We start from the raw sequence: 15,374 nt of genomic DNA on the forward strand, positions 1-15,374 counted from the left end.
TATAAAATAAATTACCTGCCATAATTGCTTGAAAGGTGGGACTTTTGTGGTAGATTCAGGAAAGATAATACAGTGTTTACCTAACTTTAGTGAAGGTAGAGATTTAGATAAGATTGAAAAAATAGTAAATGCCTTCAGGAGAAAAACAGGGGTAAAGCTGATAGATTATAATAATGATGTAAATCTCAACAGAACAATGGTAATATTAATGGGAGAACCACAAAGTATAAAAAATGCTATGTTAGAAGCTATGGGTATTGCTATAAAAATCATAGATATAAGAGAACACAAGGGACAGCATCCTAGAATGGGAGTAGTAGATGTAGTTCCATTTATTCCTATAAAGAACATGTCTATGCTGGAAGCGGTAAATTTATCAAAGGAGTTTGCAAAAGAAGCTGGGGAAAGATTTAATGTTCCTATATATTTATATGAAAAATCTGCTATTAAGCCTGAACGTGAAAATTTGGCTCATATAAGAAGAGGAGAATATGAAGGCTTTGGAGAAAAGATAAATAGACCAGGGTGGAAGCCTGATTTCGGATCGAGGCAATTGCATATAACAGCAGGAGTCACTGCTGTAGGTGCTAGAATGCCATACATTTCTCTAAATATAAATCTAAACACGGATAATAAGAAAGTAGCAGATAGCATAGCCAAAAGCATTAGGTTTACGAGTGGGGGATTGAGGTTTTGTAAAGCTATAGGCGTAAAGCTTTATAATAGCCAATTAGTACAGATTTGTGTAACAATGACGGATTATAATAAGATGTCTTTGTATAAAGTATTTGAAATGGTAAAAATGGAAAGTAAAAGATTTGGAGTTAGTATAATAAATAGTAAAATAATAGGAACTATTCCGATGAGTGCGTTAGTAGATAGTGCATTATACTACCTTCAAGTAGATGACTTTTCAATGGAACAAATATTAGAAAATATGTTTATGGAGTAGGTGATATTAATGAAAAAGGGAAATATGTTAATAAAGAATGCTCATGAATTGGTTACTTGTAGTGGAACTAAGGCTAAATTTGGTAAAGAAATGTCAGAGATCAATGTAATTCTAGATGGTGCAGTAGTTATTGAAGATGGAATAATTAAAGACATAGGAAAAACGGATGAAATATTAAAAAAATATGATGAATCTAATTATGAAGTTATTGATGCTAAAGGAAAATGTGTTCTACCGGGTTTTGTTGATTCCCACACTCATTTTATATTTGGTGGGTATAGAGCAGAAGAGTTTTCATGGAGATTACGTGGAGACAGCTATATGGAAATTATGAATAGAGGCGGTGGCATAGTAAGTTCTGTTAGGGATACTAGAAATGCCTCAAAAGAAGAATTAGTGGATGCAGGTAGAAAAAGATTAGATTCAATGCTTAGCTTTGGGGTAACTACTGTAGAAGGAAAAAGTGGATATGGTTTAGATTATGAAACAGAGATGAGACAATTAGAAGCTATGACAGAACTTCAAAAGGATCATCCAGTAGATATCTGCAAGACTTTTATGGGAGCTCACGCTGTTCCAAATGAATATAAAGGAAGAGCAGAGGAATATATAGATTTTATGCTAGAGAAAGTATTGCCAGAAGTAGCAAAAAATAATTTAGCAGATTTCTGTGATGTTTTCTGTGAAAAGGGAGTATTCTCCATAGAGGAGTCAAGAAAAATTCTTTTAAGAGCTAAAGAATTAGGAATGAAATTAAAAATACATGCAGATGAAATAGTTCAGCTTGGAGGAGCAGAGTTAGCAGCTGAATTAGGAACTATATCAGCGGATCACCTCCTTCATTCCTCAGATAAAGGAATAAAGGATATGGCTGAGAAAGGAGTAGTAAGCACTCTTTTACCAACTACTGCTTTCTGTTTAAAAGAGCCTTTTGCAAGAGCAAGAATAATGATAGATAGTGGTTGCGCTGTAGCCTTAGCAACAGATTTTAACCCGGGAAGTGGATTTACTAACTCAATACCATTAATGTTTGCTTTATCTACTATATATATGAATATGAGCATAGAAGAAGCAATTACTGCTATGACAATAAATGGAGCTGCTGCTATAGATAGAGCGGATTCCATTGGAAGCATTGATGTGGGTAAAAAAGGTGATATAGTAATATTAGAATACCCATCATATAAATTTTTACCATATCATACCGGAGTTAATATAGTAGAAAGAGTTGTGAAGAATGGAGTTCTAGTTCATGAAAAATAGTTAATTATTATTTTCATATACAAATTTAAATACCTTCGGTTAACACACGGATAAGTCCACTTATTTTGACATAAAGTAAGTGGATTTATTTTTCTTCTTGATAACTGATATAAGTTTTAAATATAATTAATATAGGGGGAATTAATAATGAATAATAAAATTAATGAGGGAATATTACAATCTTTTATTAATATTAGTCCGTATTTATCTAGTTTATTAGAAGAGGAGATTAGTTTTGCTCTTACGGATAAAGAAAAATTTATAGCTTTTTCTCCTAGTGAAAATATAAGGCCAGACATAAAAGTAGGAGATATAATAAAAAAAGGAAGTTCCACTTATGATGCTATAAGGACAAAAAGTATAGTGACAAAAGTTATCGAAGAAGAGGTATTTGACTTTAAGTTAAAGTCTATAGCGGTTCCAATTGAAGGTAATAATGGAGAAATTGTTGGAGTTGTTTCTATAGGAAAGAGCTTAAAGAAACAAGAGAACATGTTAAATTTATCAAAAAATTTATCGGAAGCATCAGGCCAAATCGCTGATGCGATTAATGAAGTTTCAGAGGGGGTTCAGAATACTGCATCTTTAAACGAAATTGTATTGAAAGAAGCTACGGAAGCCTTTGAAAAAACATTAAACAGTAATGAAATAATAAATTTTATTAAAGCTATAGAGAGACAAACTAACTTATTAGGATTAAATGCTTCAATAGAAGCAGCAAGAGCTGGGGAATATGGTAAAAGTTTTTCTGTGGTAGCTTCTGAAATAAGAAAGCTATCCAATTCAAGTAGTGAATCTATAACTAAAATAAATGATATAATTAATGAAATACAGACATCTGTAAAAAACATCTCGGATAGTATACAAAAAATAAATGAAACATTTCATAACCAGGCAGCAGCGCTGGAAGAAATTACAGCTTCCATACAGGATTTAAATTCTAATGCTGAAGTTTTAGAACATATTTCAGCACAATATTAAAAGTTTAAACTAATAATATTATAAATATTTACTAAGGAGAAATTAATATGAATTTAATGTCCATATTTGAGATTATTGGAACCATCGCTTTTGCATTATCTGGATGTATGGTAGGTATCAGTAAGGAAATGGATTTGTTTGGCACAATAGTATTGGCCGTTACCACTGCGGTAGGTGGAGGAGTGCTTAGAGATATTTTAATAGGAATTCATCCTCCTGCAGCTTTTGTGAACCCGTTTTTTGCTACAATTAGTATAATAACGGCAGTTATTGTGTTTATATTTTATGATAAATTAAATAAATTAAATAACATTATACAAATATCAGATGCTATAGGATTAGGAGCTTTTGCAGCTATAGGTTGCAGTGTAGCGATAAAAAATAATTTTACAAGCACTTTTATTATTGTATCCCTTGGATTGTTTACAGGAGTTGGGGGAGGGATTTTAAGAGATGTTTTTGCCCAAGAGATTCCTTTTGTATTTAAAAAAGAAATATATGCTGTAGCTTGTATTGTAGGTGGATTATCTTTTGTAGCAGTTAGAGAACATTTTGGAGATTCTGTAGCTTTATATGTATGTTTCCTTGTTACTTTTATAGTGAGAATCATATCTATGAAATGTAATTTACAACTTCCTAAAGCTAGAATTAGGATAAAACAAGAAAATTTAACAAAATAGTACTTATGTACTATAATTATTATATATTCAGCAAATAAAAAACAATAAAGAGGGGATAAAAGTGATTGTGATTTATGCAAAATTATTTGGTACTCCTGTTATTAAAATTAATGAAGAAGAAATAATTTTTCCATATAATAAGGTAAAGGCTTTATTTTATTATTTGTTAGTAAATAAAAAGGCTAGTAGAGATGAATTAGCAGGTTTATTGTGGACTGATGAAGAAGAAAATGTGGCTAAGAAAAATTTAAGAAATGCAATTTATAAAATAAAAAAGTCTTTTGATGAAGAAGTGATTATATCTCCTAAAAAATCTATAGTTATGTTAAATCCAAATATGGATATAGAATTGGATATAGATATTTTTTTAAATGATAAAGATAAATGTATTGAAGCGTACAAAGGAGAATTTTTACAAGGTTTTTTTGTTAAAAATGCAGAGGAATTTGAAGAATGGGTTATTAAGACTAGAGAAAATTTAAAGGAAAAATATATAGGAAAATTATATGATAAAATATCAGAAGATATAAAAAATTCTATTGATAATAATATAGAAAGATATGCTAAGCTTTTAATTAATGTAGATGAGTTTGATGAAAAGGCCTATAGGATACTGATGGACCATTATAAAAACACTAGAAGCTATGGAAAAGTAATAGATACTTACAATAAGCTATCGCAACTATTAGATAAGGAATTAGGTATAACTCCTGATGAACAAACTCGAGAAATATTTAATGAAGTATTGGATATCATGAATGAAGGACAAAAAGGTAAAACAATTAGTTCTACAGATTTCTTTTATGGTAGATGTAATGAATTGAGGCTACTAGAAAATAACTATAAAAACTTTACTACAGGGAATAATGGTAAGTCGGCGATTATAACAGGAGAAGCTGGCATTGGTAAGAGTAGGCTAAAAGATAAGTTTATAGAGAGTATAGATTCTGAAGAAGTATATATATTTCAAACTAGTTGCTATCAAGTAGAGAAAGAATACCTTTTAAAGCCTTGGAATGCTATTATTTCTAAAATATCAGACACTATAATGAATGATAAAATTACCATTCCAACCGTATGGGAAAATATTATCTCTAATATATTTCCAGAATTTCACAAAAAAGAAGGAAGTACAAATATAAAACTAATAGAAAATATTGAGACACTTAAATATGAAATGATAGCAGATATTATTTCCGACATATTAAAGAAAATTACAGAAAAAAAGAAAGTTATATTTATATTCGAAGATATTCAATGGATGGATAGTATGAGTTTATCTTTATTAAGCAGCGTTATGCTTCATCAACATAAAAATAATACTATATTTATTGCCACCTGTAGAAATGAATACGATAGTAATGTGGATAAATTTATAACTACTATGAATAGTTATAATAAAATATTAGCTATAGATCTGCCTAGATTTAATAGTGAAGAGGTAGAGGGATTTATCAAAAAAGCCCTTCCGGATTATCGTATTACAAGAGAAATGTTAAAGAAAATTTATGATGAAACTGAGGGAAATACTTTCTTTTTAAATGAGTATTTAAATATAATTAAGTCCAATGGAGATACGAATATTATGTCTGTTAAAATGCAAGACATATTGAAAAGTAGATTTCTATATATATCTGATGAAGGTAAAAAAATATTAAATATAGCATCTCTTTTCTTTGACGAGGTACCCTTAAATATTCTAGAAGATTTAACTGGTAAGGACCAATTAGAAATAATGGATATAATAGAAGAGTTGGAGAATAAATTTATATTAAAAGAATTAAATAGCAATGATAAAATCAGCTTTAAATTTACTCACCAAAAACTAAGGGAGTTTGTTTATATAAAGCAATCTGATGGAAGAAAAAAAATTCTTCACAATAAGATTGGCGATTTATTAGAGAAAACCTTAAGAAATAATAAAACAGATATAAACACCTATCATAAACTAATATATCATTATTCTAATAGTGACAATGCAGTAAAGTCTTTAAACTACAAAATAAAAAGTTTAAATTATTATTTAAATTTTAGTCATGAACTTTTTCCTATACTGAGCAACACTGATACAGAGGCATATAAATATGCTTATTTTAGTAAGCAACAAACTATAAAGCATTTAAAAGATATTGAAAATTTGGTGAAGGAAGCGAAAAAGAAAGAGGGAGCTACAGAGGAAGTAATCGAACTAGAGATAGCCTTTCTTCATATGAAAGGTAGGTACTTGATAAGAGAAGGAGATTATGATCAAGGCACGGGATTTATACAAGAAATGATTGAAAAGTCATTAGAAATTAGAGATAGGGATTATGCTCTCGAAGGATATAAGCAAATGATATATTTTTGCATACAGACTAATAATACTGAACTTATGATAAAATATGTTAGCTCAGCTTTAAATCTAGCAGTAGAGTGTAATTATCACAAGGAGATAGGTATATTATTGAGATTAAAAGGACTATATAATATAATGTGCGGAGAATATGAAGAAGCTGAAAAACTACTCAATGAATCGATAAATATATTTAATGTAACAAAACAAGTGGCAGATAAATATTCTTTGAATATCGCAGCAGCATATAATTATATTGGTGAAATAAGAAGATTTAATATGAAATTTGTAGAGTCCTTAAATTACTATGATAAAGCTATAGCTATATGTGAAAATAAAAATGCTTTAACTAGCCTAGCAGTATTTAATATAAATGCTGGTCAGGCCGCCTTTGATATGGGAGATTATTGTAGGGCTAAAGACTACTTTGAGAAGGCTTATGAATTATATAATCAATTTGATTCCGTATGGAGGCGTTCTATATTAGAGGCATTTATGGCACTTTTAAATGTAAAAGAAGGAAATTATAATGAGGCATTACAATATTTAAAGAATGCAGATTTACATTCCCAAAAAATTAAAAATCCTCATGAGATAGGTGTGGTATATAGAGTTAAGGCGGAGATAAGAGTAGGTATGGAGGAAAATGAAAATCTAAATAAAGTATTTAGTAAGTATTTAGATAAAGATATAAATTATTATTGTGATGAAGGTGTTAAATTTTTAAAGGAAGCAAGAGATAATTATGAAATAGAGGTTATAGATATACTTAGAAAGTCATATGAAATCTCTTAAAGTATATTGATTGCTATTTAATATATAGTAAAAAAGTGGTTTGTATATATAAACCACTTTTTTATACTATATATGAATAAATATTTGCGTAAGTTAATAAAATTATTAATAAGAAGAAGGTGGTATTGATAAAAAATAGTATTTGTGGCAGTATTAAGAACATTAATTGAGTAATTTAATGTATTATTAAACTAAAGTGATAATAATTTAAAGGTTTAGTGTGATAATTCGGAATAGTATTAAAATTGAAAGATAAAAATAAATAAAAACATAAGGCAGAAAATTCGAATAGACACAATTAAAATTTGGTGTTGAAAAAATAGACGTTTTATTGACGCTATGGCGAAAAAAATCAATATAAAGTATAAAATGTAATTAATAATCTAAAAAATAAAGTTGATTTTACATTGTATTACATTTTAAACGAGAAAACTGCTTTGCAATTTTAAATTTTTAAAAGATTCAAAATAGACTCTTATTTGACGAAATTATGATATAATTGAATTGTACAAAAGATAAATGATTCACGAAAGGAGGAGATGGAAAATTAAGCTTCATTTTGTTAAGATAAATCCAGTGGAGAATATGACAGTATTTGTTTTAGATCAAGTTCCAAGGGATGAACAAATGAATGTAGCAATAAAGTTGATGAATTATAACAGTATATATGCAGAACAGGTTGGATTTATTGAAAAAGCAAACCTTTATAAAGAAGAAAAGAATAAATATCTAAGACTCCAAATGATGGGGGGTGAATTTTGCGGTAATGCAGCAAGGTCTTTAGCAGCATTGGTGGTTTACAATGAATATCCTTATTTTACTAAAGAAATGGATAAGTATATAGTAGATTTAGAAGTATCTGGAGCTGAAGATTTGATTCGCTGTGAAGTCCGCGAAACAGAAGATAGTCATGTGTATACGTCTAATGTGTACATGCCTCTACCAAAGGAAATTAAAGAATTCTCCGTAAAGGGAAATGATATCGTTTTTTCCGGAATAAAGGTGGAGTTTTCAGGAATTACGCATTTTATAGTGAATAGAGAACAAATAAAGAATAGAGAATACTTTTTTAAACTATTAAAAAGTGAAATGGATAATAGTGATTATGATGCATTTGGAATCATGTACTATGATTATAAGGAAAATTATTTAGAACCATTAGTTTACGTAAAAGGTACTGATAGTCTAGTAGAGGAAAGAAGTTGTGCATCGGGGACATCAGCATTAGGTGCAGCGTTGGCTTACACAAGAAAATGTTCCGTAGAAGAAAAAGTTAAGCAACCCGGTGGAGAGCTGCAAGTTATAGCTGACTGGAAAGAAAATAAAGTAATCCATGTTTGTTTGGATGGTTTAGTAAAAATTGTAGCTGAAGGAAAAGTAAACGTAGACAATTTTAATGTTTAAATAAAAAAATAAAGGGGGAATAATAATGTTATTATTTAATCCGGTAGTAATTTCAGTTATAGTTATGGCAGCACTTTGTTTATTAAAATTAAATGTAATTTTAGCTATACTTGCAGCGGCATTAGTAGCGGGAGTTTCCGCAGGAATGCCTATACCAGAAACTATGAAGGTATTAATAAGCGGAATGGGAGGAAACTCTGAAACAGCCTTAAGTTATATCTTATTAGGAGCACTAGCAGTTGCTATTAACAAGACGGGATTAGCTACTATATTGGCTAAAAAAATAGCCGGTGGAGTAAAAGGAAAAGCAGTGGCATTCACATTGATAATAGCCTTTGTAGCTTGTTTTTCACAAAACCTTATACCAGTTCATATAGCCTTTATTCCAATTTTAATTCCACCACTAATTCCATTGATGAATAAAATGAAATTGGATAGAAGAGCTGTAGCTTGTGCATTGACCTTTGGACTTAAAGCACCTTATGTTACTCTATCAGCTGGATTTGGACTTATTTTCCATAATATTATTAGAGACCAGATGATTCAAAATGGTGTTCAAATAACTACATCTGAAATTGGTGGAGTTATGTGGATTGGCGGATTAAGCATGTTAATAGGATTATTAATAGCAGTATTTGTTGTTTATAGAAAGCCAAGAGAATATAGCGAAAAAATGATAGAAGATTTTGAGAATAGTGAAGATGTAAAAATGGGAACTAAACAGTATATGGGGTTATTAGGAGCAGCAGCAGCTTTTGTTGTTCAGATAACTACTAGTTCCTTACCATTAGGAGCATTAGCTGGATTACTTGTTATGATAGTTACAGGAGCTATAAAATATAAAGAAATAGACGAAATGATGGATGGCGGAATGAAAATAATGGGATTTATAGCCTTTGTAATGTTAGTAGCTGCTGGTTACGGACAAGTATTAAGAGAAACAGGAGCAGTTGAAGCCTTAGTAAATACTACAGCAGGAATGGTAGGAGGTAAACTTGGAGGAGCTTTCTTAATGTTAGCTGTTGGATTGCTGATCACCATGGGAATAGGAACATCCTTTGGAACGATTCCAATACTTGCTGCAATTTATTGTCCACTAGCTTTAAAACTTGGATTTAGCCCTGCTGCTATAGCATTGATGATAGGTATTGCAGGTGCTCTAGGAGATGCAGGTTCACCAGCTTCAGATAGTACTCTTGGACCTACATCAGGTTTAAATATAGATGGTCAGCATGATCATATTTGGGATACTTGTGTTCCGACATTTATATTCTTTAATATACCATTATTTATTGGTGGAATATTAGGAGCTTTAATGATAGGATAAAATATTTAAAATATACAAAAGATATAATATAAAATTATATAAAATACTAAAGGGGGAATAGCCGTGAAAGAAATAAAAGAAGTTATAATGACAGGAAATGACTTAACTCTAGAGGAGATAATTAATGTAGCAAGAAAGGGATGCAAAGTCTCCCTAAGTGAAGATGCTGTAAAAAGTGTAAAAGAATCAAGAAAAATAATTGATGATATTGTAGAGAATGAAAAAGTTGTTTATGGTGTAACTACTGGATTTGGTGAGTTTTGTAATGTAAGTATATCAAAAAAAGATTGTAATACATTACAAGAAAATCTTATACGCTCCCATGCTTGTGGATATGGCCCAAGTTTCTCTACAGATATTGTAAGAACAATAATGCTTACTAGAGCAAATGCATTAGCAAAAGGATATTCAGGAATAAAAATAGAAACATTGAATACTTTAGTAGAAATGTTGAATAAAGGAGTACATCCAATAATTCCTGAAAAAGGATCATTAGGAGCATCAGGAGATTTAGCACCACTTGCTCATATGGTTCTACCTATGTTAGGCCTTGGAGAAGCTGAATATAAAGGAGAAATAATGTCTGGTAAAGAAGCCATGGAAAAGGCAGGAATTCCTACCATTATATTAGATGCTAAAGAAGGTTTAGCATTAATAAATGGTACTCAAGTACTAACATCAACTGGAGCGTTAGCAACTTATGATGCTATAGAATTATTAAAAGTTAGTGATATAGCAGCTGCATTGACTATAGAGGCTTTAAGAGGAATAACAGATGCTTTTGATGAAAGAATTCATGTAATAAGAGCACATGCTGGACAGTTAGCTACTGCTAGAAATTTATTAAAATTAGTTGAAGGTAGTACTTATGTGACAAAACAAGGTGAATTAAGAGTACAGGATGCTTATTCTTTAAGATGTGTACCTCAAATTCATGGTGCTAGTAAGGACACAATCAATTATGTAAAATCAAAAGTTGAAATAGAAATAAATTCAGTAACAGATAATCCTATTATCACAAGAGAAGGAGATGTAATCTCCGGTGGTAATTTCCATGGAGAACCTATGGCATTGCCATTCGACTTCTTAGGAATTGGTGCTGCAGAAATTGCTAATGTATCAGAAAGAAGACTTGAAAGACTTATAAATCCTCAATTAAATGATTTGCCAGCTTTCCTTGCTAGACACGGTGGATTGAATTCAGGATTTATGATTACTCAATATGCAGCAGCAGCTTTAGTATCTGAAAACAAGGTACTTGCTCATCCTGCATCTGTAGACTCAATACCATCCTCAGCTAATCAAGAAGACTTAGTAAGTATGGGAACTATAGCTGCAAGAAAAGCTAGAGATATAATCCAAAATGCTACAAGAGTTGTAGCTACAGAATTGATGGCAGCTTGTCAGGCTATAGACTTTAGAGCTGATAAAAGCTTCGAATTAGGAAAGGGAACTGCAGAAGCTTATAAAGTAATAAGAGAAGCAGTGAACTTTATGGAATATGATACTGATATAGAAATGTACAAAGAATTAGATAGAGTTACAGAAGTAATTGTTAATGGAAAAATATTAGAAGAAGTTGAAAAGGTTGTAGACTTAGAACACTAATTTACAATAGTAATTATTAAAAATCCTGTAGAGCTTAATTAAGCTCTACAGGATTTTTTTTCTTTTGAATTAATTATCATATTTGGTAATTAATTCTTAAAAATGATAAATCATTACAATGATTAGTTATAATAAAATGTAGTGATCAATAACAATAAAATAGTAGAGGAAATTATCATAATTGATAATTGAGATTTTTCTGTGAAAGTTAAAACTATTGATATTCAATGGTTCATAATATATAATTAATTGGCATATATATTGCTATTAATTATATATTATATTATATAAACATAATGGGGGGGTTCTTATGAGTAAACTAAAAGATAATCTGGTTCTAAAGCTACTATTAGCAGTTATCATTGGAGCTTTGATAGGAATGATTTCTTCTCCGGGAGTAATGGGAGTTGTAGTAGCGATAAAACACATTTTAGGGCAGCTAATCTTTTATTCTATACCACTTATAATAATAGGGTTTATTGCACCTTCTATAGTAAAAATGAGGGCTAATGCAAGCAAAATGCTAGGAATAACAGTAGTGATTGCATATATATCATCCATAGGTGCAGCAGCATTTTCAGCATTAGCTGGTTATGCAATTATTCCTAAATTATCTATAGGAGGTAGTGTAGATAATTTAAGAGAATTACCAAAGCTAGTTTTTAAGCTAGATATACCACCTATAATGTCTGTTATGACTGCCTTAGTTACAGCTATTTTAATTGGTCTTGCTACAGCATGGACTAATTCTGACTTAGTAGAAAAATTATTAGATCAACTTGGTGAAATTATGCTAGCTATTGTTACTAGAGTAATCATACCGATACTACCATTTTTTATAGCGAGTACTTTTGCATCATTGGCTTATGAGGGAAGTATAACAAAACACTTACCGGTATTTTTAATAGTTATTTTATTAGTAATAGTAGGACATATTATATGGCTTACTCTCTTATATGCAATTGGTGGTGCTATTTCCAAAAAGAATCCTATGGAAGTAGTTAAACATTATGGTCCTGCATATTTAACAGCAGTTGGAACTATGTCCAGTGCGGCTACGTTACCAGTAGCACTTAGATGTGCTCGTAAATCTTCCGTATTAAGCGATGAAATAGTAGACTTTGCTATTCCTCTATGTTCTACTATACATCTTTGTGGCTCTGTTTTAACAGAGGTATTCTTTGTATTAACAGTTTCTCAAGTGGTGTATGGAACCTTACCACCTGTAGGAAGTGTGATTCAATTTATTATATTATTGGGGATATTTGCTATAGGAGCTCCAGGAGTACCTGGTGGAACTGTTATGGCGTCACTAGGATTGATTACCGGAATTTTAGGATTTACTGATGCTGCAGTAGCATTAGTATTGACAATATTTGCATTGCAGGATAGTTTTGGAACAGCTTGTAATGTAACGGGAGATGGAGCTATAGCTTTAATGCTTATGGGAATATGTAAGAAAAATAATATTAATGTAGAAAAAGAAGTTGTAGTTGAATAAAGATAATCACAAATGTGCACCCTGCAAAAAATGCCGATAGGCATTTTTGGCAGGGTGCTTTTCTGCTTTAATATTCTAAACATATTGAATATTAAAGCAGAAACTTTTGGCATGAAAAGTGCTTTATATGGGGATAAATAAAAAATAAGGGGGATTAGTATGAATATTGAAACAATCGAAGGAGTTTTAACTTTAAATGTAAACATGATCTCAACTCTTACTTTGGCAATATTGTTATTATTTTTAGGTGGTTTTCTAAGAAAAAAGATCAGTTTTTTTGAAAGATTCTGTATACCTGCACCTGTTATAGGAGGACTTTTATTTTCTGTAATAGCTTTATTTTTGAAGCAAAGTAATGTTATAACTATAAGTATGGATACTACATTTCAATCACCGTTTATGATAGTGTTTTTTACAACTGTAGGATTAGGAGGAAGTTTCGCACTTGTAAAAAAAGGTGGTAAATTACTATTAATATATTGGCTTTTATCAAGTATTTTAGCGGTAGCACAAAATCTTATCGGTGTAGGAATGGCTAAATTGGTAGGCATACATCCGATTTTAGGAGTTATGATGGGAGCAGTATCCATGGAGGGTGGACACGGTGCAGCGGCGGCATTTGGTCCCACAGCTGAATCATTAGGAGTTGCAGGAGCTACTACCGTAGCAGTAGCAGCAGCAACTTTTGGATTAATATCTGGAGGGTTGATTGGAGGACCTATTGCTAAATTTTTGATCGATAAGTATGATTTAAAACCAGCAGATGAAGAAAAAATGGAGGAAACATCTTATAGAGAGGTGGCTGGAATAACAGATAGTAAAGTTACAGCACAAGGTTTTTTACTACATTTAGGAGTTATCAGTGTATGTATGACAATAGGAGGTATAGGCTGTGATTTAATCGCTAAAACTGGAACTGTACTTCCAGGATATGTTGGAGCTATGTTTGTGGCAGTAATATTCAGAAATATAAATGATAAAATAAAGCTAATAAATTTAGATTTTTATACCATAGACTTAATAGGTGATGTGGCATTAGGTATATTCCTATCAATGGCATTGATGACTTTAAAACTATGGGAACTAACAAGCTTAGCAGGACAAATGTTTGTAGTTCTATTTGCACAGGTAGGTTTTATGATAATATTTACAACACTTGTTGTATTTAACTTACTAGGAAAGGATTTTGACGCTGCTGTTATGGCATCAGGTATGGCGGGACATGGCTTAGGAGCCACTCCTAATGCTATAGCTAATATGAGTGCTGTTACAGAAAAATATGGACCATCAACAAAAGCATTCTTAATAGTACCATTAGTGGGAGCATTTTTAATAGATTTATTTGGTATACCTAATATAGTATATTTCATGAATCTTTTTAAATAGTATAGCTTTTAATATTATAACGTCTACAAATTAAATTTAAAAATATGTTATTTTCAAAATTGTTATAAAAATTAGACGATTTGTTGATGGGGCATGTAGTATAATAAAATCAGAAAAAACAAAATATTATGTTTTTATAGTAATAAATAGATTTAAATATATTTTAGTATTAAAATTAAGGGAGGAATAAATCATGGCAAAACTAGTAGAATGTGTTCCTAATTTTAGTGAAGGAAGGAATCAGGAAGTAATTGAAAAGATAGTTGATGAAGTAAGAAAGGTAAAAGAAGTAAAACTATTGGATTACTTACCAGATGAAGACCATAATAGAACAGTTGTAACTCTTATAGGAAGTCCAGAAAAGGTTAAAGAGGCAGTTATAAACTTAGCTAAAACAGCAACAGAATTAATAGATATGACAACTCATCATGGAGGACATCCAAGAATGGGAGCTGTAGATGTTGTGCCTTTTACTCCTGTAGCGGATATTACTATGGATGAATGCGTACAGTTAGCTAAAGAAGTTGGAGAAGAAATCGGTAGCTGGGGAATTCCTGTTTATTTATATGAAGATGCTGCAAATACACCTGCAAGAAAGAACCTTGCAGATGTAAGAAAGGGACAGTATGAAGGATTCTTCCAAAAGATTGAAGAAGAACAATGGAAACCAGATTATGGCCCACAAGCTATGAATGCTAAAAGTGGTTGTACTGCAGTTGGTGCAAGAGTAGCTCTTGTAGCGTTTAATGTTAATTTAGGTACTGATAATTTAGAGATAGCTGATGCTATAGCTAAGAAGGTAAGATTTATAGGCGGTGGATTAAGATTCGCTAAAGCTATAGGGTTAAAACTCGAAGAAAGAAACATAGTTCAAGTTTCAATGAATCTAGTTAATTACGAAAAAACTGCGGTATATAGAGCTTTTGAAATGGTAAAAATGGAAGCTAGAAGATATGGTGTGCCAGTAGTAGGCAGTGAAGTTATAGGAACTGTTCCTATGAAATCCTTACTTGACGCTGCTGAATACTACTTACAAATAGAAAACTTTGATATCAATCAAATATTAGAAAAAAGATTGTTAGAGTAGTAGATGTAGTTAAATTCCCTTCATACAAACGTCTATACTCCATTAGAACTATAGACGT

11 protein-coding genes are annotated in these 15,374 nt (G+C 31.1%); all 11 read left to right on the forward strand.

Annotated features, from left to right (window positions below; translation table 11 throughout):
- The first annotated feature begins 46 nt into the window (after positions 1-46).
- The 11 genes from ftcD (KQI86_RS14000) (at position 47) to ftcD (KQI86_RS14050) (ending at position 15,316) form a co-directional block, all read left to right on the forward strand.
- Positions 47-952, forward strand: coding sequence for a glutamate formimidoyltransferase (ftcD, locus tag KQI86_RS14000; protein ID WP_216439977.1), 906 nt, complete (start codon positions 47-49; stop codon positions 950-952).
- Between the two features lie 9 nt (positions 953-961).
- Positions 962-2,215, forward strand: a complete 1,254-nt coding sequence (gene hutI / locus KQI86_RS14005) for an imidazolonepropionase (RefSeq protein ID WP_216439978.1) — start codon at positions 962-964, stop codon at positions 2,213-2,215.
- Between the two features lie 147 nt (positions 2,216-2,362).
- The gene (locus tag KQI86_RS14010) at positions 2,363-3,196 is read left to right on the forward strand and encodes a methyl-accepting chemotaxis protein (RefSeq protein ID WP_216439979.1); all 834 of its coding nucleotides are present in this window, start codon (positions 2,363-2,365) and stop codon (positions 3,194-3,196) included.
- A gap of 47 nt (positions 3,197-3,243) precedes the next feature.
- Positions 3,244-3,876, forward strand: coding sequence for a trimeric intracellular cation channel family protein (locus KQI86_RS14015; RefSeq protein WP_216439980.1), 633 nt, complete (start codon positions 3,244-3,246; stop codon positions 3,874-3,876).
- Positions 3,877-3,937: 61 nt separating this feature from the next.
- The gene (locus KQI86_RS14020; RefSeq protein ID WP_216439981.1) at positions 3,938-7,003 is read left to right on the forward strand and encodes an ATP-binding protein; all 3,066 of its coding nucleotides are present in this window, start codon (positions 3,938-3,940) and stop codon (positions 7,001-7,003) included.
- 519 nt (positions 7,004-7,522) lie between these two features.
- Positions 7,523-8,407, forward strand: a complete 885-nt coding sequence (locus tag KQI86_RS14025) for a histidine racemase CntK family protein (RefSeq protein WP_246582816.1) — start codon at positions 7,523-7,525, stop codon at positions 8,405-8,407.
- A 25-nt stretch (positions 8,408-8,432) separates the two neighbouring features.
- A complete protein-coding gene (locus tag KQI86_RS14030; protein WP_216439982.1) occupies positions 8,433-9,734 on the forward strand; it encodes a Na+/H+ antiporter family protein in 1,302 nt (433 codons plus the stop codon).
- A 72-nt stretch (positions 9,735-9,806) separates the two neighbouring features.
- Positions 9,807-11,342 carry a histidine ammonia-lyase gene (gene hutH, locus KQI86_RS14035; RefSeq protein ID WP_343216182.1) on the forward strand — a complete coding sequence of 512 codons (1,536 nt, stop codon included), beginning with the start codon at positions 9,807-9,809 and terminating at the stop codon, positions 11,340-11,342.
- 310 nt (positions 11,343-11,652) lie between these two features.
- The gene (locus KQI86_RS14040; RefSeq protein ID WP_216439984.1) at positions 11,653-12,843 is read left to right on the forward strand and encodes a dicarboxylate/amino acid:cation symporter; all 1,191 of its coding nucleotides are present in this window, start codon (positions 11,653-11,655) and stop codon (positions 12,841-12,843) included.
- Positions 12,844-13,002: 159 nt separating this feature from the next.
- Positions 13,003-14,229 (forward strand): sodium/glutamate symporter, encoded by a 1,227-nt coding sequence (gene gltS, locus KQI86_RS14045; protein WP_216439985.1) that lies wholly within the window; start codon positions 13,003-13,005, stop codon positions 14,227-14,229.
- Between the two features lie 193 nt (positions 14,230-14,422).
- Positions 14,423-15,316 (forward strand): glutamate formimidoyltransferase, encoded by an 894-nt coding sequence (gene ftcD / locus KQI86_RS14050; protein WP_216439986.1) that lies wholly within the window; start codon positions 14,423-14,425, stop codon positions 15,314-15,316.
- The last annotated feature ends 58 nt before the right edge of the window (positions 15,317-15,374 follow it).

The sequence above is a fragment of the Clostridium mobile genome, assembly GCF_018918285.1.
GTDB lineage: Bacteria > Bacillota > Clostridia > Clostridiales > Clostridiaceae > Clostridium_AW > Clostridium_AW mobile.

Excerpts from the sequence above, each read along its gene's own strand:
- KQI86_RS14030 (WP_216439982.1), top strand. The coding sequence starts at position 8,433 with ATGTTATTATTTAATCCGGTAGTAATTTCAGTTATAGTTATGGCAGCA.
- hutI (WP_216439978.1), top strand. The coding sequence starts at position 962 with ATGAAAAAGGGAAATATGTTAATAAAGAATGCTCATGAATTGGTTACT.
- KQI86_RS14040 (WP_216439984.1), top strand. The coding sequence starts at position 11,653 with ATGAGTAAACTAAAAGATAATCTGGTTCTAAAGCTACTATTAGCAGTT.
- KQI86_RS14015 (WP_216439980.1), top strand. The coding sequence starts at position 3,244 with ATGAATTTAATGTCCATATTTGAGATTATTGGAACCATCGCTTTTGCA.
- KQI86_RS14025 (WP_246582816.1), top strand. The coding sequence starts at position 7,523 with ATGATTCACGAAAGGAGGAGATGGAAAATTAAGCTTCATTTTGTTAAG.
- gltS (WP_216439985.1), top strand. The coding sequence starts at position 13,003 with ATGAATATTGAAACAATCGAAGGAGTTTTAACTTTAAATGTAAACATG.
- KQI86_RS14010 (WP_216439979.1), top strand. The coding sequence starts at position 2,363 with ATGAATAATAAAATTAATGAGGGAATATTACAATCTTTTATTAATATT.
- ftcD (WP_216439986.1), top strand. The coding sequence starts at position 14,423 with ATGGCAAAACTAGTAGAATGTGTTCCTAATTTTAGTGAAGGAAGGAAT.